This window comes from Oceanobacillus sp. M65, assembly GCF_052246275.1.
In the GTDB taxonomy this organism is placed as follows: Bacteria; Bacillota; Bacilli; order Bacillales; family Amphibacillaceae; genus Oceanobacillus_B; species Oceanobacillus_B jordanicus.
In genome coordinates this window covers 691,923-714,622 of record NZ_JBQQCJ010000002.1, presented here as the reverse complement: position 1 = coordinate 714,622, position 22,700 = coordinate 691,923, and the positions used below count along the sequence as shown (strand labels likewise).

Below are 22,700 nucleotides of genomic sequence, written 5' to 3'. Positions count from 1 at the left end.
ATTAAAATATTATTTTATAATTAAAAGGGATAAATAAAACTTATCGTATAGGGGATGAAACGATTGAAAATAGACGATTATGCTCTCTTACTTAAATTAAATGAAATTGGAACCATTCGGGGTACCGCAAAGGCGATATTAATTTCACAACCAGCTGTGACACAACGGCTGAAATATATTGAAGAATACTTTGGTGAAGCCATTTTTATTCGAACCCCGAAACGACTGCTATTAACTCCTGGTGGTGAAATGATATTAGAGCATGCATTTCAGGTTGTCCACGGTGAACAGGAAATAAAAAATAAGCTCGCAAGCTCTAGCAAAGAAGTTCAGGGGACATTGTCCATTGCCTGTTCTTCTCTTATTAGTCAGCGTTTTTTGCCTTCTATTTTAGGTGAATTTACTGCACGCTTTCCAAAAGTGGCGATAGATCTAGTAACAGGGATTAGTGAAGATATAAAAAGTCATCACAAACAATATCATGTTTGTATCATCCGTGGAGAAAAGTTGAAGGAAAGTAATTGTGAGCGCCTTTTCGCGGATCCGTTATATCTATTTGACTCTGAGCCCTTTCCTTCCGATGAAATCAAGGAAAGGACGCTTATTTCTTTTAAAAGTGATGATAGTATGCATGAATTAGTAGATAATTGGCTCTACCAACAAAACTCGATAAAAGCGATGAAGACCATTACAGTTGATCAGATCGAAACATGCAAACAATTAATGAAACAGGGGTTAGGGATGGCTGTTTTGCCAGAAAGTGTATCCGATTCTATGAAGGAACAGTATCCGCATCTACCGTTAGTTTCTGAAGGAGAAGCGGTAACCCGGGATACTTGGATTTGCTACCAAGAAGGGGTACGTCAGCTACCACAAGTAGATCACTTTATTAGAGCAATGTCTGGTCAAAAGTTTTTATAAATGTTTAAGAGGCGTTAATAAGAGGAACAGTAACAGTAGAACAAGAAAAAGGAGTGTTTTTAGTTATGAGCGATGTATTATTTACTTCTCGTGCAACTGCAAAAAACGGACGCGACGGACATGTTAAATCAGATGATGGTTTAATTGATGTTAATCTGGTCAACCCAGCTAAGAATAAATCGGATAAAGGCTCAAATCCAGAGCAACTTTTCGCAGCAGGATATGCGGCCTGTTATGATGGTGCGCTTAACCATGTTGCCAGAGAGAAGAAAAAGAAAATTGATTCTGAAACAACTGCAGAAGTTAGCTTCTTAAAGGATCCTGAAGATGGTGGTTTCAAAATAGCAGTGAAATTAAATATCTCTATTGAGGGAGTTGGACCTGAAGAAGCGGAAGAACTAGCAGAAGCGGCGCATGACTTTTGCCCATATTCTAAAGCAACAAGAGGAAACATTGATGTGGAATTAAACCCAACCGTAAAATAAAAGGTACATGAAAAGGCTGTCGACATAATCGACAGCCTTTTTCTATTCTTATTGCTACAGTTAACCAAATCAGGAACTGCTTTTAGAATTTCTCAACTTTTCAATAATGCTTGCATTTGGTGTGACGTACAGTGTCTTCTGGTTATCGTATGTTACGTAACCAGGCTTTGCACCGTTCGGCTTTTTCACATGCCGTATAAGCGTATAATCAACCGGTACAGAAGAGGATTGTTGCGATTTACTAAAATACGCTGCAATTTGTGCAGCCTCTAATAACGTATCTTCACTTGGCTCACTATCCCGAATAATGACATGGGATCCAGGTATGTCTTTTGTGTGTAGCCAAATATCATCTCGACGGGCTAGTTTCATCGTGACATACTCATTTTGCTTATTGTTTTTCCCGACCAAAATAGCAGTCCCATTACTGGATGTATAAGATTCTGGTACAGGTTTGGTTTGCTTTGTTTTTTGCTTCTTTTTCTTCGCTTGTTTCCGCAAGTAGCCTTCTTCTCTTAGCTCTTCACGAATCTCTTCAATATCTCCTGTTGATGCAACATCGAGCTGCTGTAATAGCTGGTCAAAGTAAGCAATTTCCTCATTTGTCTTGAGAATTTCCTGTTCAATAACTTGCTTTGATTTTTTCAGCTTTTGGTAGGTTTTATAATAGCTTTGGGCATTATCACTTGCTGTTTTATTTGGATTTAAGTCAATAGTTAGGGTACCGCCATTCGGATCATAATAGTCCGTCACTTCAACTGTATCGGCACCTGGCTTCACAATATGGATATGTGCGGTCAATAATTCACCTAGCCTTTGAAACTTCTCCGCGCCTTCCGCTTTCTTAATCGTTTGAGCATGCTTCTTTAATTTCCGGACGTTTTTGTCCTTCTCATTTTTTATAAACCGGTAAAGGTCTTTTGCCTGTTGTTTTACACGGTCTCTTTCAGCTTTACCAGAATAAAAGGTATCCAGCATTTTATTAGTCGTGGTAAATGCTTCAGTGTCACCAGTGAAAGCAGACAATGGGATGACATGGAATTCTTCTTTTTTACCACGATAGATAATTGGTTCGTACCTATTTTCTATAAGTTGCTGTTGTAATTCGGTAAATTTCTCAACATAAGTTTTAGTAGATCCAAGGTTTGCTCTTTTTACTAACTCTTTTGCAATAAAAGGAGAAAAACCTGTTAGTGTATTGACAATCTGCTGATCTACCTTACCTGCATTAAAGTCAATTCTCTTAACAAATTGTTCGCCATCTATTTGCAGTGGGTCCCATTTATCTTGCAGTGGAGGGAGCTGGTATTCATTTCCTGGCAAAATGGTTCTATGCCGATTTTGGGACATGGAAACATGCTTCAAGCTATCAATAATATGCCCTTTCTCTCTATCGATAAGCATGACATTACTATGTTTACCCATTAACTCCATAACAAGTGATTTGTGGGTGATATCACCGATTTCATTTCGCGTTTTAATAGAAAATTCTACAATACGTTCCATTCCTTGTTGTGAGATATCCTCAATGATTGCTCCTGATAGATGCTTTCGCAAAACCATGCAGAACATGGGAGCTTCAGCAGGGTTCTGGTAGCTGTCATCGGTTAGATGAAACCTAGCATATGTGGGATGTATTGAAAAAAGCAAGGTATGGTTACTGCCTTGACTTCTTATTGTAAACACGACTTCCGTCAGGGTAGGTTGGTATATTTTTGTTATTTTACCTGGTAATAATTTATGTTTCAATTCTTCTGTGACTGCTCTTGTAACAATACCATCAAACGGCATAAGATCACCTCCTGAGTAATTATAGCATTTTTAAGGACAAGTCTGCATAGATATTAATTACATAGGGGAGTCATCTGCATGGTTTAGGTGATATAAAACACAACTAATTACTGGTTTATTTGGAGGAATGCCGATGAAATGGTATCAATTAGACGTTGAACGGGTGGAACAAAAGCTTCAAGTAACATCAAGAAAGGGATTAACGACGAAACAGGTAGAAAAAAGACGCAAACAATATGGCTATAATGTATTGGAAACACAGAAAAATACATCCAAATGGCTTATCTTTCTTAAGCAATTTCAGGACTTTATGGTTCTAGTATTATTGGCGGCAACGTTAATTGCCGGGCTCTTGGGAGAATATATTGATGCCATAGCAATCATGATTATCGTCCTTGTAAATGGGTGTTTCGGTTATTTTCAAGAACAAAAAGCTGAGAAATCACTGGAGAAATTAAAAGAACTTTCTGCCCCACTTGCAACGGTGTTGCGTAATGAAAAGTGGGAAAAGATATATTCAAAGGAAGTAGTTGTCGGCGATATTGTGAAAGTTTCAAGTGGTGACCGTATTCCTGCTGACATAAGAATCGTAAAATCAAGTGGGATGGAAACAGAAGAATCTACGCTTACTGGAGAATCACTTCCTGTAATGAAACACGCAACAGCGATTACTCGAGATCAGCTAGAAGCACAGGATCAAGTGAACATGGGCTTCATGGGTACGCTAGTGACAAGAGGGTCAGGAATTGGGATTGTCGTTGGGACAGGCATGAATACGGTAATGGGCCAGATTGCCTCCTTAATGGCAAACACGAAAAAGGTTATGACACCATTGGAAAGAAAACTTGCGGAGCTTGGGAAAATTCTTATCGTAGTTGCCCTATTCCTTACTGCACTCGTTGTGATGCTTGGTGTTATGCAAGGTCATCCTATTTATAATATGTTTCTTGCAGGTGTATCTCTAGCTGTGGCGGCCATACCGGAAGGACTACCGGCAATCGTTACAGTGGCACTTTCCCTTGGTGTTCAACGAATGATACGCAAAAAAGCGATTGTACGAAAACTTTCAGCAGTGGAGACACTAGGTTGTGCTTCGGTCATCTGTAGTGATAAAACAGGGACCATGACAGAAAACAAGATGACTGTTAAAGAGCTATATTTAGGAGGAAACCAACTTTATGTAACAGGAGATGGCTACAATCTTCAAGGAGATTTTTTTCTAAACAAAGAGAAAGTGGATGAAGATTATCCGAATTTAAAAGCAATGCTGCTCTATGGGTCGCTTTGCAATAATGCATCCTTACAAGTGAAAAAAGGAAAACAGTATATTGATGGAGATCCAACAGATGGAGCGCTTCTTATTGCAGCGCGAAAGATTGGCCTAACAGTGAACGCTACGGAGAAGTATCGCATTATAAAAGAATTACCTTTTGATTCAGACCGCAAGCGGATGAGTGTCGTTATTGAAGATGAAAATCAGATGCGCTATTTGGTTACCAAAGGTGCACCAGATGTATTATTACCTAGATCGACATATCAAGGGAATGCGCAGGGGCGTTCTGTTTTAAAAGCAGTCGATATAGAGAATATCGATAGGGCAGTAAATGATATGGCTGAGAAAGCACTACGAACATTGGCTGTTGCCATAAAGCCCTTAAGCAAGAATGAGAACCTTGATAATGCTTTTCTAGAGAAGGATCTTACCTTTATCGGTTTATATGGCATGATGGATCCTCCACGTAAAGAAGTAAAAGCCGCGATTGAAGAGTGTAACCAGGCAGGTATCAAGACAGTCATGATTACAGGGGATCATGTCAAAACAGCTCGTGCCATTGCCCAAAACTTGAACCTTTTACCGGAGAATGGGTTGGTTCTTGAAGGACATCAGCTATCGGAAATGTCGGTTGAGGATTTAGAAGATGTGATTGATGATACGTATGTGTTCGCAAGAGTAACCCCAGAACACAAATTAAAAATTGTACAAGCCTTTCAGAGAAAAGGGCACATTGTTGCCATGACAGGAGACGGAGTAAATGATGCTCCAGCGATTAAAGCTAGTGATATTGGGATTAGCATGGGAATTAGTGGCACCGATGTAACGAAGGAAGCCTCATCGCTCATTTTAATGGATGATAACTTTGCAACAATAAAATCGGCAATCCACGAAGGCCGAAACATCTATGAAAACATTAGAAAATTTATTCGCTATTTACTTGCATCAAATGTTGGAGAAATCTTAGTCATGTTATTTGCAATGCTCCTAGCTATGCCGCTACCTTTAATTCCGGTTCAGATACTCTGGGTCAACCTGGTTACTGACGGATTACCCGCCATGGCTCTTGGTCTAGATAAATCGGAAGGAGATGTTATGAAACATTCTCCACGTAACCCGCGTGAGGGAGTATTTGCAAGAGGGCTTGGTTATAAGATAATAACAAGAGGTATTCTCATTGGGATTGTAACATTAATTGGCTTTATGGTAACATATCAAAACAATCCGGATAACTTGATTTATGGTCAGACCATCGCCTTTACAACGCTTGTTATGGCACAACTAATTCATGTGTTTGATTGTCGTAGTGAAAAGTCTGTCTTTGCAAGAAATCCTTTTGAAAATATCTACTTAGTATTTGCAGTAATTTCATCATTGCTGTTGTTGCTAGTTGTTATATACTGGGAACCTCTTCAGCCAATTTTCCATACAACATTTCTAGGAATCAGGGATTGGATGCTAATTATTGTATTAAGCGCCCTGCCGACTGTACTATTTGGGTTTACAAAAAAATAATACAAGCTACCACGTGTCTCTGTTACTAGAGCACGTGGTTTTTAATTGATGCACGGATCCTCTACTGTAGCCTAAAAAATCTGGAACATACAGAGGTTAATTAGGAAGAGGGTTTTTAATCAGGCACTCGAAGCTTTTGTATCGTCCAGCTCTGAGCGCCAAATACTAGGGGACTTCGTTAATCGCCCTACAATAAGTCATCATCGGTTCGTCCCTCACCGTGATTCCTTTATCTTGGTTGATTCACTTCAGTCACTACGTTTTTAAGCAGGCGCTCTTCGCTTTTATATTATCTGTTTTCATTTTTGGTGAATCAAGGTATAATGGATAATAACGGATGTGATAGCATGTTAATAAGTATGACTGGTTATGGAAGCAATGTATCCGAATATTTGGACGGTACCATCAATGTAGAAATTCGTAGTGTAAACCATCGTTTTCTTGATTTTACTGCAAAGCTACCTCGCTCGATATCGATGATGGAGGATGAAATAAAGAAAGCAATACAATCTTTTTTTCAGAGAGGTAAAATAGAGGTTTCAATTCAAATAGCTGGCGGGCAAACGAACGCTAGGGAAGTACATACAGACTGGGCAGTGCTGGATCAGTATATGTCCCAGATGAAAATGGCCCAAGAACGATATGGCCTGTCTGGGAATGTATCAGTAGAAGCACTGCCCTTGTTGCCTGAAATTTTTACTGTTACAGAACAAGAGCCTTCTGCAAAAAGTCTCCAAATCCCTATTTTAGAAGCAGTACGTATAGCTGCACGGCAGGCAAAGGAAATGAGATTGTCAGAAGGGAAGTTTTTGGAGGAAGATTTAAGAACTAGGCTTGAATTAGTAAAAAATACAATTCAAAACATCGAAGAACAGAGACCAGTTGTCATAAATGCTTACAAAGAGAGAATTTGGAATAGAATTGAGCAGCACTTGTCTGAAATAGATGGGATGGATTATGACAGGCTTCACCAGGAAGTTGTTTTATTGGGAGAAAAAGGGGATGTCACGGAAGAACTGACACGGCTATCCAGCCATGTGATCCATTTTCTTGAGACAATGGAAGAGCGAAGTGCCGTTGGCAGAAAACTTGACTTTATTATCCAGGAGATGCAACGAGAAGGAAATACGATTGGTGCTAAATCGAATGATCCCATTATAAGTGAGCATGTTGTTAATTTAAAAGGGGAACTGGAAAAAATAAAAGAACAAGTGCAGAATATTGAGTAATGCTTGAGTTTGATCTATCTTTTTTCATATAATAATTATATTATAAGGAATTGAACTTATAGCCTACTAATATAATAGAAGTTTTGCAATATTAAGGGGGAAGCAAGTTGAGTCTACGATTGATAAATATAGGGTTTGGGAATGTTGTTTCTGCTAATCGTGTTATATCGATTGTTTCACCAGAATCAGCGCCGATTAAACGTATTATTACGGTTGCCAGAGACAATAATAAATTAGTTGATGCTACCTATGGCAGAAGAACAAGAGCTGTTATTATAACAGACAGTGACCATGTAGTACTTTCAGCTGTCCAACCAGAGACAGTCGGGCAGCGCGTGCTGAGCCATGAAGAAATATCAGATGAGAATTAATGGATTTGTATAGGAGGAACAATTTTGATTGAAGAGAAGGGAATTTTATTTATACTTTCCGGGCCTTCTGGCGTAGGAAAGGGCACCGTTAGAAAAGAATTATTTGATCAGGCAACTGAGCTGAAGTATTCTATTTCGATGACTACAAGAAACAGTCGACCGGGAGAAACAGATGGTGTGGACTACTTTTTTAAGTCCAAAGAAGAATTTGAAGAGCTGATTCACCAAAACGAGCTGTTAGAATATGCTAAATATGTTAATAATTATTATGGTACACCAAGGACGTACGTGGAACAGACCTTAGCGGCTGGTTATGATGTCTTTTTGGAAATAGAAGTTCAGGGTGCCTTGCAAGTGAAAGAGAATTTCCCGGAAGGTGTATTTATCTTTCTTTTCCCGCCAAGTCTGGAAGAATTGAAAAATCGAATTGTTAGCCGTGGAACCGAATCATCTGATTTAGTTTTAAACCGTCTCAAGGAAGCAAGGAAAGAGATCGAAATGATGGATGCTTATGATTATGTCGTGGTTAATGACAAGGTAGAACACGCTGTAAGCAAAGTTCAATCTATTATTCAAAGTGAACATTTAAAGCGTGAACGTGTTGCAAAACAATATAAGAAATTACTGGAGGATGAGTTGTAATGTTAGAACCGTCAATTGATGCACTACAGGAGAAGATAAATTCCAAATATACCCTTGTAACACTTTCTGCAAGACGCGCAAGGCAAATGAGTGAAACGAACAAGGTATTGATTGATAATCCTAAATCACATAAATTTGTTGGAATGGCGCTGGAAGAAGTTCAGGCCGACAAACTTTTCATCACGGAAGAATAAACATTTAAGAAGTCTCCTCACATGGTCTATTGAGGAGACTTTATTCATTGTGCGGCAATTCATATTAAAAGCGAAATAGGATTCGTATATGTTATAACTAATGTAGCGACTGTCGGGAAGGGGCGTATCATAAATGATGAAGGATAAAAAGATTTTACTTGGAGTCAGCGGTGGGATTGCTGCATACAAAGCCTGTGCACTCACTAGTAAGTTGACACAACAGGGAGCAATCGTGAAAGTGGTTATGACAAAAAGCGCGGTTGAATTTGTCTCCCCGCTAACGTTTCAAGCTCTCTCAAGGAATCCTGTCTATACGGATACGTTTGATGAAAAGGATCCGAGCAAAATAGCCCATATAGACTTAGCTGACTGGGCTGACTTTATTCTGTTGGCACCAGCGACTGCAAATGTTATCGGGAAATTGGCAAACGGTATTGCAGATGACATGCTTTCCACTATACTACTCGCAAGTGAGGCGCCGGTCTATATTGCACCTGCGATGAATGTACATATGTATGCACATCCGGCCGTTAGAAAAAACATGCAACAATTAGAATCATGGGGTTACCATTTTATAGAGCCTGGAGCCGGTTACTTGGCATGCGGGTATGTAGGAAAAGGTCGGTTAGAGGAGCCTGAAACGATCATTGAAACCATTACCCACCATCAACATGAAGAATTGATTGGCAATCTATCAGGAAAAAAAGTACTTATTTCAGCTGGACCTACACGAGAAATGGTAGACCCAGTTCGCTTTTTCACGAACAGATCCTCGGGAAAAATGGGATTTGCTCTGGCAGAGGCTGCAGCAGCGCAAGGAGCAGAAGTTACGCTTATTGCGGGACCTTCTGAGCAGGAACTGAAAGAGCAAAACATTCATCGGGTTAACGTTGTGACAGCAGCGGAAATGTATGAAGAAATGCATCGGCATTATGCTACAAGTGATATTGTGATTAAGGCAGCAGCAGTGGCAGATTACAAACCAAAACACGTTTACACGGAAAAGATGAAAAAACAAGGTGGGAATTTACAACTAGAAATGGAACGGACCCAAGATATCCTGATGTCTTTAGGAAATAAAAAAGACAAGCAGTTTCTGGTTGGTTTTGCTGCAGAAACAAATGAACCACTAAAATATGGATTGCAAAAGCTACGTGCCAAAAATTTAGACGCCATTGTCATTAACAATGTTGCAGCACAAGGTGCTGGATTTGAAGGCGACACCAATATGGTGACATATGTAAATAAACAAGAGGATAAGAATGAAATTGGCTTAGCTACGAAGAAAGAGGTTGCGAAGACGATTATTCAACTTATCTTAAGAGATATGAAGGATGAGGCCATGTGAAAATAGCGAACGTAATCGTTGACGTCCCTGCCAGTTCGATAAACCAGACATTTGATTATCTGATCCCGGACAAATACTTGGATATTCTCCAGGTTGGAATGCGGGTCACTGTTCCTTTTGGTCCTCGTAAAATTATGGGGTTTGTTGTTGGAAAAGCAGCGCAATCTGAATTTAAAAAACTTCGTGAGATAGATCAGGTTCTTGATTTAACACCAGTATTGACCACAGAATTACTGAATTTGGGTAAATGGGTGGCCAAGAATACCGTGAGCTTTTACATTACAGCATTACAAGCAATGCTACCACAAGTGCTGAAAGCGCAGTATAAAAAGGAGCTAGTCCGGGATACCGAAGAACAACTTTCAGAAGAGATGGAGCACCTTTTTGCTGGAAGGGATGTAATAGGCTATGAGGAGTTTGAAGGATCTACCATTAGTTATTATCAATTACAAAAGGCAGTACAGGATGGAGATATTGTTATAAAATACTTGGTCCATTCTAAAATAACAAAAAAGTATGTCACAATGGTTCAACCCGCAAAGGAACCTTACCTAATGGAAGAAGCTTTTCAGGATCTTTCAAAGCAGGCTGTTAAACAGCGCGAGCTACTCGCTTATTTTATTGAAAAACCTGAACCGGTGGAAAAGAAACTACTTTTAAAAAAATACCAAACGACTTCCAGTACGATTAAAACACTTGTTGATAAAGCATTACTTGAGACCAATCAGGTTGAGGTTTACCGAGATCCACATCAACAGCAGCAATTTAGTAAAACGACGGCATTAGATTTAACAGAGGAACAAAAAAGGGCCATTGCACCGATGAAGGAAAAAATAGCAAACAATGAACATGAGGTATTTCTGCTGCACGGTGTAACAGGGAGTGGAAAAACGGAGGTATATCTCCAAGCGATTCAGGATGTTATTCACAAAGGGCAAGAGGCTATTGTCCTTGTTCCAGAAATAGCTTTAACACCACAAATGGTTAATCGGTTTAAGGGTCGATTTGGCTCAAAGGTTGCCGTCATGCATAGCGCACTGTCGGCAGGTGAAAAATATGATGAGTGGCGACGCATTCACCAAAAGGAAGTACAAGTTGTGGTTGGTGCAAGGTCTGCCATTTTTGCTCCGTTTGAAAATATTGGAATTATTATTATTGACGAAGAACATGAAGGAACATACAAACAAGAGGATCAACCTAGGTATCATGCGAGAGATGTTGCTATTGAGCGCGGAAAGACCCATCATTGTCCAGTTGTTTTAGGTAGTGCTACCCCAACATTGGAAACCTTTGCCAGAGCGGAAAAAGGCGTATACCAGCTTGCCACCTTATCTAAAAGAACGAACGAAAAGGACATGCCAAAAGTTGATATTATTGATATGCGAGCAGAACTGCATGCTGGCAACCGAACGATGTTTTCCCGTGTATTAATGGAAAAAATGGAGCAATGTCTCGAAAAAGGAGAGCAAATCGTTTTGCTTCTTAACAGGCGGGGCTATTCCACCTTTGTAATGTGCCGGGACTGTGGTCATGTTAAAGAGTGTCCGCACTGTGATATTGCATTAACCTACCACAAAAATACGAATCATTTAAAATGCCATTACTGTTCGTATGAAGAACCAATGCCTACTGTATGCCCGGAATGTGAGAGTGATTTAATTCGTTATTTTGGAACTGGAACACAACGAGTAGAGGAAGCCTTAACGAAGCTACTTCCTGAGGCAGGAATTATCCGAATGGATGTAGATACCACGAGGAGAAAAGGGTCGCATGAAAAACTTCTGCGGAAATTTGCTAATAAAGAGGCTAGCATTTTACTTGGGACCCAAATGATAGCTAAGGGACTGGATTTTGAAAATGTGACACTTGTAGGAGTTCTTACAGCAGATTCTATGTTGCATTTACCAGATTTTAGATCGTCAGAGAAAACCTTTCAGTTATTGACACAAGTAAGTGGCAGGGCAGGTAGGCATGAACTTACTGGTGAAGTAATTGTACAGACATATACACCAGATCACTATAGTATTGAACTTGCCAGTCAGTATGACTTCGAGGGATTCTATAAGAAGGAAATGGCTACAAGAAGGACGTTTCAATATCCACCTTATTTCTTTTTGGCTCTTATAACAGTCTCACATCCAAATAAAGTCTCAGCAGCACAAACGACAAGTCACATTGTAAAAGATTTACTTCACAATGTTAGGAATAATACGGTAGTGCTAGGTCCTTCTCCATCTCCAATCCCACGGATAAAAGATAGATATAGGTACCAATGCATGATAAAATACAAAAATGAACCACATCTGCGGGAAATCATTTCAAGTATTATGGATCATTTTAAAGAGGAAACCCAAAAAGGGGAACTACTTATTACAGTGGACATGCAACCACACCACCTAATGTAAACCATATTTAATGGGTGCAGAAACGTTTAACATATTATAAATAGAAAGAAGGGAACTAAATGAAACGAATCGTATTTATGGGAACACCGGATTTTTCCGTTCCCATCTTACATAACTTAGTGAAATCAGAGTATGAGGTAGTGCTTGCCGTAACTCAACCAGACAGACCGAAGGGGAGGAAGCGAGCTATCACGCCGCCACCGGTTAAAGTCGAAGCAGAAAAACATGGCATTCCCGTCTATCAGCCTGAGAAATTAAGAGATAGCTATGAAGAAATTCTAGCTTATCAGCCTGATTTAATTGTTACAGCAGCATACGGCCAACTATTGCCAAACGCACTGCTAGAGGGTCCAGAGTTTGGTTGCATAAATGTCCACGCATCTTTGCTTCCTGAGTTAAGAGGCGGCGCTCCAATTCATTATGCGATAATGCAAGGTAAAAAAGAAACAGGCATCACAATCATGTATATGGTGGAAAAGCTAGACGCTGGGGATATATTAACCCAACAATCCGTACCTATAGATGATAAGGATCATGTCGGTACTTTGCACGATAAGCTCTCTGAAGTGGGAACTACATTATTGATGGACACCTTACCACGTCTTTTTAATGGTGATATCAATCCTGTGAAGCAAGATGATGCAAAAGCAACCTTTGCTGGGAATATCAAGCGTGAACAGGAAAAAATTGATTGGCATAAGAACAGCTTGGAGATTTATAATCACATTCGGGGGCTTAATCCTTGGCCTGTAGCATTTACAACCTATCAAGGTTCAAATATGAAAGTCTGGTGGGGAGAAATACAGGACCAACATTATGATGGCAGCCCAGGAGAAATTGTAGAAAAAACAGAAGATGGGTTCCTTGTTGTATGTGGAGACGAAAAAGCGATTAAGATAACAGACATGCAACCAGCAGGAAAAAAACGGATGTCGGTTAAAGATTATTTACAAGGATCCGCCGAACGAATAAAAACAGGCACAGTATTGGGTGGTTAAATGAATAATTATTTACTAAGAGATACAGTTCTCGATATATTAATCCGTATTGAAAAGGACAATGGTTTCAGTCATTTATTAATTGACAATGAATTAAGGAAGCAAAAAATACAAGCTAAAGATGAAGGACTCCTAACTGAAATCGTGTATGGGACGATGCAATATAAGATAACGCTTGATTATTATCTACAGAATTTTATTGATAAACAAAAAAAGTTAGATCTATGGGTACGTATGCTTCTGCGAATGTCTGTTTATCAGATGGTTTATTTAGATAAGATCCCTGACCATGCTATCATCCATGAAGCTGTTGAACTGGCTAAACGCCGTGGGCATAAAGGGGTTGCTTCATTGGTTAATGGTGTTTTAAGAACGATACAACGTAAGGGAGTCCCCTCTACTTCTTTAATAAAAGATGATGTGAAACGCCTTTCTATCGAAACAAGTCATCCAGAATGGTTGGTAAGTCGTTGGGTATCTACCTATGGTTATGAAACTGTCGAAGAGATGTGTAAGACAAATATAACTAGAAAGCATACCGCCATCAGGATCCAGCCGTTGAAGATTACAAGAAGTGAAGCAATGGATAGGCTCAGACAGGAAGGCTACGAGGTTAGCTCTTCTACATTATCTTCACAAGGAATAATCGTGGAAAAAGGAAATATTTTAAGGTCCTCTTTATTTAAAGACGGAGAAATTACCATTCAGGATCAAAGTTCCATGCTTGTAGGAGAGTTATTGCAAGCACAACCTGGTATGCAGGTCTTAGATGCTTGCAGTGCACCAGGAGGAAAAGCGACCCATATTGCGGAAAAAATGCTGAACAAGGGACGCATAGATGCATATGATCTTCACAAAAAGAAAGCAAAAAGGATAGAGTACAAAGCATCAGACCTAGGTTTATCGATTATCCATGCATCAGCTCAAGATGCAAGAAGCTTGCAAGAAACACATGAACTTGAAAGTTTTGATCGCATTCTTGTTGACGCTCCATGCTCAGGCCTAGGAGTGATGCGAGGAAAGCCAGAAATAAAATATCATAAGCAAGAAGAAGATATAAAACGATTAGCTGATATTCAGCTTGATATATTAGAAAGCACTGCACCCCTTCTTAAAAAAGATGGTTTGTTAATTTATAGCACATGTACTGTAGATGCAGCAGAAAATGAAGGTGTGGTGAAGTCATTTCTTGCAAATAACGCTTCTTATACAGTAGATAAGACCTTCTTTGATGAGCTTCCAGAAAGTTTAAAAGAAGCAAGAGGGATTACGTCCTATGGACTACAATTATTCCCGCAGGATGAAGATACGGATGGCTTCTTTTTGACACGGATTAAGCGAATTTAATCAATGAGTATTTAGAAATATTGGTTTGTAGAGAACTAAAATAATCGCTCCAACTATTACAGAAACATATAATACGTGACTTGATTAGAAAAAATGTTCTTTTTTACACTTATTTGTGTAATACTTGTTATAAATACTGATCCGTGAATGATGGAGGGGTGAAATAATGAAAGGTCAATTTATGACTGATCAGGGACTGGTCAGAAGCCATAATGAGGATGCAGGCGGTGTGTTTTATAATAAGCATGATCAGTTGCTTGCAGTCATAGCCGATGGGATGGGCGGTCACCAGGCAGGCGATGTTGCCAGTCGAATGGCAACATCTTTAATGGAGAAGGAGTGGCTGGAATCTGAACAATTGGACAACCCTGAAGCAGCAGAAGGGTGGCTTCAGACTGCTGTTGAGAAGATTAATCAGAAAGTATATGAACACTCTCTTACCAAGGAGGAGTGTCAAGGTATGGGTACTACTTTTGTGGTAGCCATATGCACGACGGATTTCATCACCGTTTCGAATATTGGGGATAGTCGTTGTTATATGCTTAGCGAGGATGGGTTCAAGCAAATAACGGTGGACCATTCACTTGTTAATGAACTTGTGCGTTCTGGACAAATTTCTAAGGATGATGCCGAACAGCATCCGAGAAAGAATGTTCTACTAAAAGCTTTAGGTACAGAGAAAACTGTTATTCCAGAGATTATTTCACTAGGATGGGAAATGGGGAATAGCCTCCTTTTGTGTTCAGATGGATTATCTAATAAGGTCACGGACGAAGAACTACATCGATTTATTATCGCTGATAATGATATCGAGCAAATTGAGAATGAAATGATCCGTTTAGCGAACGCTAGAGGTGGGGAAGACAATATCTCCGTCATCGTTGTAATGTACGATTCACCTGAGAAAGATGGTGATCGTTAATGTTAAGAAGAGGACACTTATTAAATGAACGTTATGAAATAATCGACACTATTGGTGGTGGCGGTATGGCAAACGTTTATTTAGCAAGAGATAAAATTCTTGAACGTGACGTGGCCATTAAAGTGCTCCGAATGGAATACGTAAACGACCAGGAATTTATTGCACGGTTTGATCGAGAAGCACAGTCAGCAACAAGTCTATCCCATCCGAATATTGTTAATATTTTTGACGTTGGGGAAGAGGACGATATCCTTTATATGGTGATGGAATACGTAGACGGAATGACTTTAAAGGAGTATGTCCAGCGATATGGACCACTTGCTGTTCAGGAAGCCTTAGATATCTTGAAGCAAATTACTGCTGCAATCGCACATGCTCATGCCAATGATATTGTGCATCGGGATATAAAGCCTCAAAATATTCTTATTGATACATATGGACAAGTAAAAGTAACTGATTTTGGAATTGCGATTGCCTTAAGTGCTACATCACTCACACAAACGAACTCTATTCTCGGTTCTGTACATTATCTTTCACCAGAGCAGGCTAGAGGAGGAATGGCAACAAAGAAATCAGATATTTACTCGATTGGTATTGTTTTATTTGAGCTACTTACAGGAAGGCTTCCTTTCTCAGGCCAATCTCCTGTTTCTATCGCCTTAAAACATTTACAAAGCGATACGCCTTCTGTACGAAGGTTTAATCAAGACGTACCGCAAAGCGTGGAAAATATTGTATTAAAGGCAACCGCAAAGGATCCATTTCATCGTTACGAAACAGTCTATGAAATGGAAGAAGCACTCGAAACAGCGTTACATCCGAGTAAATTAAATGAAGCGATATATAAACCACCTTTAGAAGCCGGGGAAGAGACAAAGGCTATCCCGATTATCACGGATAATCAGCTACATGATTCAAGTCAAGATACAATTGTCCATCAAACAAATAATATGACAAAAAATTATGCTGCAGAGGATAAAGCTGAAACCAATAATAAACCTGATAAAAAGAAAAAAGGAAAGAAAAATAAAAAAGACAAACCGAAGAAAAAGAAAAAATGGCTTATTATTTTACTTGTCTTATTTTTCTTAATGGTAGCTGGCGTGGCAGCGCTCTTTCTTATTCCTGGATGGCTTCAGCCTGCAGATGTAAAAGTTCCGGATGTTGCAGGTTTGGAGTATGAAGAGGCTGTAGATGAACTCGAAAAGGCTAATTTGAATACGAAGCGAGAATACGCAACTTCTGAAGAGGTGGACGAAGGCTTTGTTATTGAAACAGAGCCAAAAGCGAATAGAACTGTGAAGGAAGAGTCTACGGTTACGATTCTAGTCAGTGACGGGAAAGAGAAAGAAGTTTTTGAGGACTATGTAGGTAGAGACTACAGTCAGGTGAAACGAATGCTAGAAGATGATTACAGTGAGGTTATCTCTTATGAGAAACATTCCGACCGTCCTGTTGGAGAGATCATTACGCAAATACAACCAGCTCCAGATAGTGAGGTAGTACCTGGAGAAACAAAGGTTATCTTTGAAGTTAGTGATGGACCAGAATTGGTAGAGATTAGCAATTTATCTGGTATGACAGAAGGAGAAGCAAGTGCTTATTTAGAAGAAAATAATCTTAAAATGAATAAAGTTGAAGAGAACTCTGAAGACATACCTGAAGGGGAAGTTATACGACAAGATCCTCCGGCAAATTCTGAAGTCGAACCGCGTTCTACGGTAAATGTATATATTTCAACTGGACCTGGAGAGAAGCCCCCAGTTACCCATCGTATAACGTTTACAGTTCCATATAGCGTGGAAGCAGAGCAGGAGGAAGGGGAAGAACCAGTAGAGCAAACGGTACAAATTTATATTGATGACATGGAAAATGACTTGTCAGAAGTGTACCGAGAAGAAACCATTACAGCTGATCAGGAATTTACATTTACACTGGTCATTGCACCTGATGATGAAGCAGAATACTTAATAAAACGGGACGATGAAGTGGTTACAAATAAAACAGTTTCGTATGAAGAAGGTGACTAAATGTCAGAAGGAAGAATTATTAAAGCCTTAAGTGGTTTCTATTATGTGAAAGTAGAAAATGGCGAAGAAGTAATACAGTGCCGTGGCAGGGGGGTTTTTAGAAAAAGGAAAATCACCCCTCTTGTTGGGGACTTTGTAGAATTTGAAGCTGATTCACCTGATGAAGGTTATATCATTGAGATCAAACCAAGAGAAAATGAATTGGTCAGACCACCTATAGCGAATATTGATCAGGCTATCATTGTAAATTCTGCCATTCAACCTGATTTTAGCACAACCCTTTTGGATCGATTTCTTGTGTTAATAGAGGCAAAGCACATCGAGCCAATTATCTTTATATCAAAAATGGATCTGATTTCACCTGAAAAACAGAAGAGAATCGAAGCTTATCGGAATGACTATGAAAGAATTGGCTACAAGGTAGAATTAGTTTCCTCCAAGGCAAGCGGCGGAGTGTTACCGCTTAAAGACTATTTTTCTGAAGGTGTCACAGTGTTTGCTGGACAATCAGGTGTAGGGAAGTCTTCTATTCTCAATGCACTAAAACCCTCGTTGCTATTAAAAACCGCTGCCATATCAGAGAGCCTTGGTAGGGGAAAGCATACGACAAGGCATGTAGAACTGGTTCAGGTGAACAAAGGGCTAGTAGCTGACACGCCAGGATTTAGTGCGCTTGATTTTCAGGAAATTGAGGCAGAAGACCTTAGTGACTGTTTTCCCGAGATGCGCTCAAGGAAAGGTGCATGTAAGTTCCGTGGTTGCATGCATCATAAGGAGCCACGCTGTGCGGTAAAAGAAGGTGTGGAAAACGGAGAAATTAGCCCGTATCGTTACAAGCATTATCTTACTTTTTTAGAAGAAATTCAATCGAGAAAGCCGAGGTATTAGTATGGTAAAGATAGCACCATCAATCCTCTCAGCTGATTTTGCCAAACTGGGAGAAGAAATAAAAGTAGTAGAAAATGGAGGGGCGGACTATATTCATGTCGATGTGATGGATGGCCATTATGTGCCAAATATTACTATTGGCCCACTAATTGTAGAGGCTATAAGACCAATCACATCCCTTCCGCTTGATGTCCATCTTATGATAGAGAATCCAGACAGCTATATACCAGCATTCGCTAATGCTGGCGCGGATATCATTACAGTCCACCAAGAGGCAAGCCAACACTTACACCGTTCTATCCAACTCATTAAAGACAATGGTGTAAAAGCAGGTGTAGTGATAAACCCTGCTACACCTGTCGAAATGCTTTATCCGATTTTGCCAGAAGTAGATCTAGTTTTACTTATGTCAGTTAACCCTGGGTTTGGTGGCCAGTCGTTTATTCCGTCTACCGTTGATCGAATTAAACAGGTGGCAGATTTTAGAAAAACACATAACCTATCGTTTGAAATAGAGGTGGATGGAGGCATTAATGCCATGACAGCAAAACAATGTACAGATGTTGGGGCAGATGTATTGGTTGCTGGCAGTGCAGTTTTTAATCCAACTAATCGACATGAAGCCATCTTAGAAATTAAAGATGCCGTGAAGGAATAAGAGAATGACAGCAATTGGTATCATTGGAAATGGACCTCAGAACTACCCGGATTTCTCGCCATTCAAGGAAGTAATCGATTTTTGGATTGCCGCTGATAGAGGCGCTTTGGCTTTACTGGATCATAATATTCCGATAGATCTAGCGATCGGAGATTTTGATTCTATTACAGAAGTCGAAAAAGAACATGTCAGACTACATGCGAAGCAATTTGAGGAATATCCGGCGGAGAAGGATGAAACAGACTTAGAACTTGCTCTCCTCAAGGCATTGGAAAAGCACCCTGAACGTCTCTATCTTTTCGGCGTGACAGGAGGCCGTCTGGATCACGAGATGATTAACATCCAGTTACTGCATACCATTACTGAAAGTGGCGTGCATGGCATAATTGTCGATCAATCCAATTTGGTGGAATTATATAAACCTGGAGAGTATACCGTAGAAGACAGTGCGTTATACGCTAATATTTCGTTTATCCCTTTCTCTCCAACAATTAAAGGGTTGACGTTAAATGGCTTCTATTATCCCTTATCAGATAAAACGGTAGCATGGGGATCCACCCTATGTATTTCAAACAGACTTATTAGAAATATTGGTACTTTTTCTTTTACAGAAGGCATACTATTACTAATAAAGAGTCGTGATACGATTCAAAGGTAAGCTGTGCATGTAGAAGAGGAGGGCGAACTCATGAAATTTTATACTATTAAGCTCCCAAGATTTATCGGTGGTTTTGTCAAAGTGGTTATTGGTGTGTTCAAAAAGGATAAGTAAAACATTTTAGCTTTTGTCAGTAGATTGACAGAAGCTGATTTTTTTGCACGCTAGTAAACCATGAAAATGGTCTGTTTCCTACTGTAAAACAGGATGGGGTGTTTTGACAAATGGCTCAAAGCATTAAGTGTACCCTTTATGCTTTGATTCTTGTTGGACGTATTTGCAAGGACATGCTGTTATCTACAGAAAACTAGTATTATAGCAATAAAAAAACACCCTGTTAATAGGGTGTTTTTTCTATCGTACAATTCCAGTTCTGTATGACACGTAAGTTATACGCGCTCTACTTTACCTGATTTAAGTGCGCGTGCAGATACGTAAACTTTTTTAGGTTTTCCGTCTACCATGATACGTACTTTTTGTACATTAGCTTTCCAATTTCGCTTGTTGGAATTCATAGCGTGAGAACGTTGGTTTCCACTGCGTGTCTGGCGTCCAGTTACAACACATTTTCTAGCCATGCAAATCCCTCCTTACTGTTTACATGTGTCATTTCATACTTATACAATTTACCATAAGTCACGAGAGAATGCAATAATTGTTTTATATTATATAAAGAATAATCACTTGACAGATTAGTGTAATTCGTCCATTGTTATAGAGGACATTTTTACATATTATGAACTCTGCTTTTAAAATGATTTGGCATGTAGTAGAATATGCTTATATAATTGTGCAGGTATTAAAGGAGGATTATGTTATGTCCATAGAGCTTAATACAAATGATGGTCATGTAACCATAACAAATGAAGTTATTTCTACAATCGCCGGTGGCGCTGCAATAGAGTGTTACGGAATTGTTGGGATGGCCTCTAAAAGTCAAATTAGAGATGGTATCGCAGAAATTCTACGAAAAGAGAACTTTTCTAAAGGTGTAGTAGTTCGCCAGGAAAATGAGAGACTGGATATAGATATGTATATTATTGTAAGCTATGGAACAAAGATCTCAGTCGTAGCGCATAATGTACAATCACAGGTGAAGTATACACTTAGTCAATCACTTGGTTTAGCGATTGATTCTGTTAACATCTTCGTACAAGGTGTACGGGTTGCACAAGATTAAGAAAACAAATTAAAAAATTCGAAAAGCTAGCATCGAACAATTGCGTATGATTTGTGTTTCGCCAGCGCTTCAAGCAGATTTTAGCACTTACTGACCTTCCATGTGGCAATTGAAGTGTCAGAACGCTCGTTAGCGCTCACGCTTTTGTTTCAAGAGGAGGAAGTATAGTGACAATAAAAAATTTGGATGGCATTACATTTGCTCAAATGGTATTGGCCGGAGCGCACCATTTATCAAATAATGCACAAAAGATAGATGCATTAAACGTATTTCCAGTACCAGATGGGGATACTGGTACCAACATGAACTTATCAATGAGCTCTGGGGCAGCTGAGGTAAAGAAGCAAAACAGTGAAAATATTTCTGAGGTTGCTAATTCTTTTGCCAAAGGCTTGTTAATGGGGGCAAGAGGTAATTCAGGTGTTATTTTATCCCAAATATTCCGTGGCTTTTCCAAAGGAATGGAAAAAAAGGAAACCGTAACAACAAAGGACCTAGCAAAGGCTTTTGATACTGGTGTTTCTACAGCTTATAAAGCAGTAATGAAGCCAGTAGAGGGTACTATTCTTACTGTCGCAAAAGATGCAGCAAAACAAGCTGTTAAGGTGGCAGAAAAGGAAGAGGACATTATCCAATTAATGGAGAGTGTTATAACAGAAGCGAAAGCCTCTTTGAAACGCACACCAGATCTCTTGCCTGTTTTAAAAGAAGTTGGTGTTGTGGATTCAGGTGGGCAGGGCTTAGTCACGGTATATGAAGGTTTCCTTTCTGTATTAAAGGGTGAGGAGCTGCCTGAGCATATTACTGAAATTGAAATGGACGATATGGTTAATGCAGAGCACCATAAGATCACGCAAGACTTTATGGATACATCTGATATCGAATTTGGTTACTGTACAGAATTTATGGTTAAATTTGAAGATGAAAAGCTTGAAAAACAACCATTTAATGAAGAGGATTTCCGTAATGAGCTAAGCAAACACGGAGATTCACTCCTTGTAGTTTCCGATGATGAAATCGTAAAAGTGCATATCCATGCGGAATATCCAGGCACATGTATGACGCTTGGTCAGCGTTATGGTAGCTTAATTAATATGAAGATCGAAAACATGAGAGAGCAACACACAGCCATTGTTGGAAACAAGACCTCCGAGCCTAAAGAGAAGAAACTAACAGAGTATGGAATTGTAACAGTTGCAATGGGCGAAGGAATAAAGACGCTACTTGAAAGTTTAGGCGCAACCGTTGTAATTGAAGGCGGACAAACTATGAATCCAAGCACGCAGGACATAGCAAACGCTATTAAGGAAACAAACGCTAAAAATGTGCTTGTTCTTCCAAATAATAAAAACATCTTAATGGCAGCAGATCAGGCTGCTGAACTAGCTGACGTGAATGTTCGTGTTATCCCAACCAAAACAATTCCGCAGGGGATCAGTGCTATGCTTGCATTTCATCCTGAGTCGGATATTGATGGGAATAAAGAGGCAATGGATGAAGCAAGAAGCCATGTGAAAACAGGGCAGGTTACCTATGCTGTTCGCGATACGCAAATAGATGGTATCACGATCGAGAATGGTAACTTCATGGGTATTCTTGATGGTAAAATTAAGGCTACACATAAAGAAAAAATGGAAGCAGTGAAATTACTATTACAGGAAATGATCTCAGAAGACGACGAAATTCTCACCATTCTACAAGGTGAAGATGTAGCAGATCAGGACGTAGAAGAACTGACAAGTTACGTGGAAGAAAAATATGAAGATATTGAGATTGAAGTACACAAAGGTAACCAACCAATATACTCTTATATTTTCTCAGTCGAATAAATAAACTAAAAAAAAT

21 protein-coding genes are annotated in these 22,700 nt (G+C 39.5%); 19 read left to right on the top strand and 2 right to left on the bottom strand.

The window, feature by feature from the left end:
- Positions 1–63: 63 nt before the first annotated feature.
- The gene (locus ACTWPF_RS11230; protein ID WP_106896603.1) at positions 64–921 is read left to right on the top strand and encodes a LysR family transcriptional regulator; all 858 of its coding nucleotides are present in this window, start codon (positions 64–66) and stop codon (positions 919–921) included.
- Between the two features lie 65 nt (positions 922–986).
- Positions 987–1,406 (top strand): organic hydroperoxide resistance protein, encoded by a 420-nt coding sequence (locus ACTWPF_RS11225; RefSeq protein WP_036573171.1) that lies wholly within the window; start codon positions 987–989, stop codon positions 1,404–1,406.
- 69 nt (positions 1,407–1,475) lie between these two features.
- On the opposite strand, the gene ACTWPF_RS11220 is transcribed toward ACTWPF_RS11225, so the two are convergent.
- Complete coding sequence (locus tag ACTWPF_RS11220; protein ID WP_238019320.1) at positions 1,476–3,197, bottom strand: Rqc2 family fibronectin-binding protein; 1,722 nt, start codon at positions 3,195–3,197, stop codon at positions 1,476–1,478.
- 133 nt (positions 3,198–3,330) lie between these two features.
- Between ACTWPF_RS11220 and ACTWPF_RS11215 the strand changes: the two genes are divergently transcribed.
- From ACTWPF_RS11215 to spoVM, 15 genes are all read left to right on the top strand, one after another.
- On the top strand, positions 3,331–5,985 hold the full coding sequence (locus ACTWPF_RS11215; RefSeq protein ID WP_443149174.1) for a cation-translocating P-type ATPase: 2,655 nt from the start codon (positions 3,331–3,333) through the stop codon (positions 5,983–5,985).
- Positions 5,986–6,332: 347 nt separating this feature from the next.
- Entirely contained in the window at positions 6,333–7,214 is an 882-nt protein-coding gene (locus ACTWPF_RS11210; protein ID WP_443149173.1) for a YicC/YloC family endoribonuclease, read from the top strand.
- 107 nt (positions 7,215–7,321) lie between these two features.
- Positions 7,322–7,585 carry an extracellular matrix/biofilm regulator RemA gene (gene remA / locus ACTWPF_RS11205; RefSeq protein WP_036573161.1) on the top strand — a complete coding sequence of 88 codons (264 nt, stop codon included), beginning with the start codon at positions 7,322–7,324 and terminating at the stop codon, positions 7,583–7,585.
- 24 nt (positions 7,586–7,609) lie between these two features.
- Positions 7,610–8,227, top strand: a complete 618-nt coding sequence (gene gmk, locus ACTWPF_RS11200; RefSeq protein ID WP_106896607.1) for a guanylate kinase — start codon at positions 7,610–7,612, stop codon at positions 8,225–8,227.
- Positions 8,227–8,421 carry a DNA-directed RNA polymerase subunit omega gene (gene rpoZ, locus ACTWPF_RS11195; RefSeq protein WP_106896608.1) on the top strand — a complete coding sequence of 65 codons (195 nt, stop codon included), beginning with the start codon at positions 8,227–8,229 and terminating at the stop codon, positions 8,419–8,421. Before gmk ends, rpoZ begins: the two co-directional genes overlap by 1 nt.
- Positions 8,422–8,554: 133 nt before the next feature.
- Entirely contained in the window at positions 8,555–9,769 is a 1,215-nt protein-coding gene (gene coaBC, locus ACTWPF_RS11190) for a bifunctional phosphopantothenoylcysteine decarboxylase/phosphopantothenate--cysteine ligase CoaBC (protein WP_443149172.1), read from the top strand.
- Positions 9,766–12,174 carry a primosomal protein N' gene (gene priA, locus ACTWPF_RS11185; RefSeq protein WP_443149171.1) on the top strand — a complete coding sequence of 803 codons (2,409 nt, stop codon included), beginning with the start codon at positions 9,766–9,768 and terminating at the stop codon, positions 12,172–12,174. The genes coaBC and priA overlap by 4 nt, the downstream gene beginning before the upstream one ends.
- Before the next feature lie 59 nt (positions 12,175–12,233).
- Positions 12,234–13,172 carry a methionyl-tRNA formyltransferase gene (gene fmt, locus ACTWPF_RS11180; protein WP_106896611.1) on the top strand — a complete coding sequence of 313 codons (939 nt, stop codon included), beginning with the start codon at positions 12,234–12,236 and terminating at the stop codon, positions 13,170–13,172.
- Positions 13,173–14,519 (top strand): 16S rRNA (cytosine(967)-C(5))-methyltransferase RsmB, encoded by a 1,347-nt coding sequence (rsmB, locus tag ACTWPF_RS11175; RefSeq protein ID WP_443149170.1) that lies wholly within the window; start codon positions 13,173–13,175, stop codon positions 14,517–14,519.
- A 166-nt stretch (positions 14,520–14,685) separates the two neighbouring features.
- Complete coding sequence (locus ACTWPF_RS11170; protein ID WP_443149169.1) at positions 14,686–15,441, top strand: Stp1/IreP family PP2C-type Ser/Thr phosphatase; 756 nt, start codon at positions 14,686–14,688, stop codon at positions 15,439–15,441.
- Positions 15,441–17,471, top strand: a complete 2,031-nt coding sequence (pknB, locus tag ACTWPF_RS11165; protein WP_443149168.1) for a Stk1 family PASTA domain-containing Ser/Thr kinase — start codon at positions 15,441–15,443, stop codon at positions 17,469–17,471. Before ACTWPF_RS11170 ends, pknB begins: the two co-directional genes overlap by 1 nt.
- Positions 17,472–18,359, top strand: coding sequence for a ribosome small subunit-dependent GTPase A (rsgA, locus tag ACTWPF_RS11160; protein WP_106896615.1), 888 nt, complete (start codon positions 17,472–17,474; stop codon positions 18,357–18,359).
- Position 18,360: 1 nt separating this feature from the next.
- Entirely contained in the window at positions 18,361–19,017 is a 657-nt protein-coding gene (rpe, locus tag ACTWPF_RS11155; RefSeq protein ID WP_443149167.1) for a ribulose-phosphate 3-epimerase, read from the top strand.
- 4 nt (positions 19,018–19,021) lie between these two features.
- A complete protein-coding gene (locus tag ACTWPF_RS11150) occupies positions 19,022–19,675 on the top strand; it encodes a thiamine diphosphokinase (RefSeq protein WP_443149166.1) in 654 nt (217 codons plus the stop codon).
- 30 nt (positions 19,676–19,705) lie between these two features.
- Positions 19,706–19,789, top strand: a complete 84-nt coding sequence (gene spoVM / locus ACTWPF_RS11145; RefSeq protein WP_036573131.1) for a stage V sporulation protein SpoVM — start codon at positions 19,706–19,708, stop codon at positions 19,787–19,789.
- Between the two features lie 275 nt (positions 19,790–20,064).
- Here spoVM and rpmB read toward each other — a convergent pair whose 3' ends face one another.
- Positions 20,065–20,253 (bottom strand): 50S ribosomal protein L28, encoded by a 189-nt coding sequence (gene rpmB / locus ACTWPF_RS11140; RefSeq protein WP_010649390.1) that lies wholly within the window; start codon positions 20,251–20,253, stop codon positions 20,065–20,067.
- 239 nt (positions 20,254–20,492) lie between these two features.
- On the opposite strand from rpmB, the gene ACTWPF_RS11135 reads away from it, so the two are divergent.
- Positions 20,493–20,855: an Asp23/Gls24 family envelope stress response protein gene (locus tag ACTWPF_RS11135; RefSeq protein ID WP_036573128.1), complete on the top strand. Its 363-nt coding sequence runs from the start codon at positions 20,493–20,495 to the stop codon at positions 20,853–20,855.
- 167 nt (positions 20,856–21,022) lie between these two features.
- Positions 21,023–22,684, top strand: a complete 1,662-nt coding sequence (locus ACTWPF_RS11130) for a DAK2 domain-containing protein (RefSeq protein ID WP_106896618.1) — start codon at positions 21,023–21,025, stop codon at positions 22,682–22,684.
- Positions 22,685–22,700: the final 16 nt, after the last annotated feature.

What these genes read in the sequence shown, in the direction of transcription:
- ACTWPF_RS11225 (WP_036573171.1), top strand. Translation starts at nt 987, where the DNA reads ATGAGCGATGTATTATTTACTTCTCGTGCAACTGCAAAAAACGGACGC.
- ACTWPF_RS11220 (WP_238019320.1), bottom strand. Translation starts at nt 3,197, where the DNA reads ATGCCGTTTGATGGTATTGTTACAAGAGCAGTCACAGAAGAATTGAAA.
- ACTWPF_RS11215 (WP_443149174.1), top strand. Translation starts at nt 3,331, where the DNA reads ATGAAATGGTATCAATTAGACGTTGAACGGGTGGAACAAAAGCTTCAA.
- ACTWPF_RS11210 (WP_443149173.1), top strand. Translation starts at nt 6,333, where the DNA reads ATGTTAATAAGTATGACTGGTTATGGAAGCAATGTATCCGAATATTTG.
- rpoZ (WP_106896608.1), top strand. Translation starts at nt 8,227, where the DNA reads ATGTTAGAACCGTCAATTGATGCACTACAGGAGAAGATAAATTCCAAA.
- coaBC (WP_443149172.1), top strand. Translation starts at nt 8,555, where the DNA reads ATGATGAAGGATAAAAAGATTTTACTTGGAGTCAGCGGTGGGATTGCT.
- fmt (WP_106896611.1), top strand. Translation starts at nt 12,234, where the DNA reads ATGAAACGAATCGTATTTATGGGAACACCGGATTTTTCCGTTCCCATC.
- rsmB (WP_443149170.1), top strand. Translation starts at nt 13,173, where the DNA reads ATGAATAATTATTTACTAAGAGATACAGTTCTCGATATATTAATCCGT.
- ACTWPF_RS11170 (WP_443149169.1), top strand. Translation starts at nt 14,686, where the DNA reads ATGAAAGGTCAATTTATGACTGATCAGGGACTGGTCAGAAGCCATAAT.
- pknB (WP_443149168.1), top strand. Translation starts at nt 15,441, where the DNA reads ATGTTAAGAAGAGGACACTTATTAAATGAACGTTATGAAATAATCGAC.
- rsgA (WP_106896615.1), top strand. Translation starts at nt 17,472, where the DNA reads ATGTCAGAAGGAAGAATTATTAAAGCCTTAAGTGGTTTCTATTATGTG.
- rpe (WP_443149167.1), top strand. Translation starts at nt 18,361, where the DNA reads ATGGTAAAGATAGCACCATCAATCCTCTCAGCTGATTTTGCCAAACTG.
- ACTWPF_RS11150 (WP_443149166.1), top strand. Translation starts at nt 19,022, where the DNA reads ATGACAGCAATTGGTATCATTGGAAATGGACCTCAGAACTACCCGGAT.
- spoVM (WP_036573131.1), top strand. Translation starts at nt 19,706, where the DNA reads ATGAAATTTTATACTATTAAGCTCCCAAGATTTATCGGTGGTTTTGTC.
- rpmB (WP_010649390.1), bottom strand. Translation starts at nt 20,253, where the DNA reads ATGGCTAGAAAATGTGTTGTAACTGGACGCCAGACACGCAGTGGAAAC.
- ACTWPF_RS11135 (WP_036573128.1), top strand. Translation starts at nt 20,493, where the DNA reads ATGTCCATAGAGCTTAATACAAATGATGGTCATGTAACCATAACAAAT.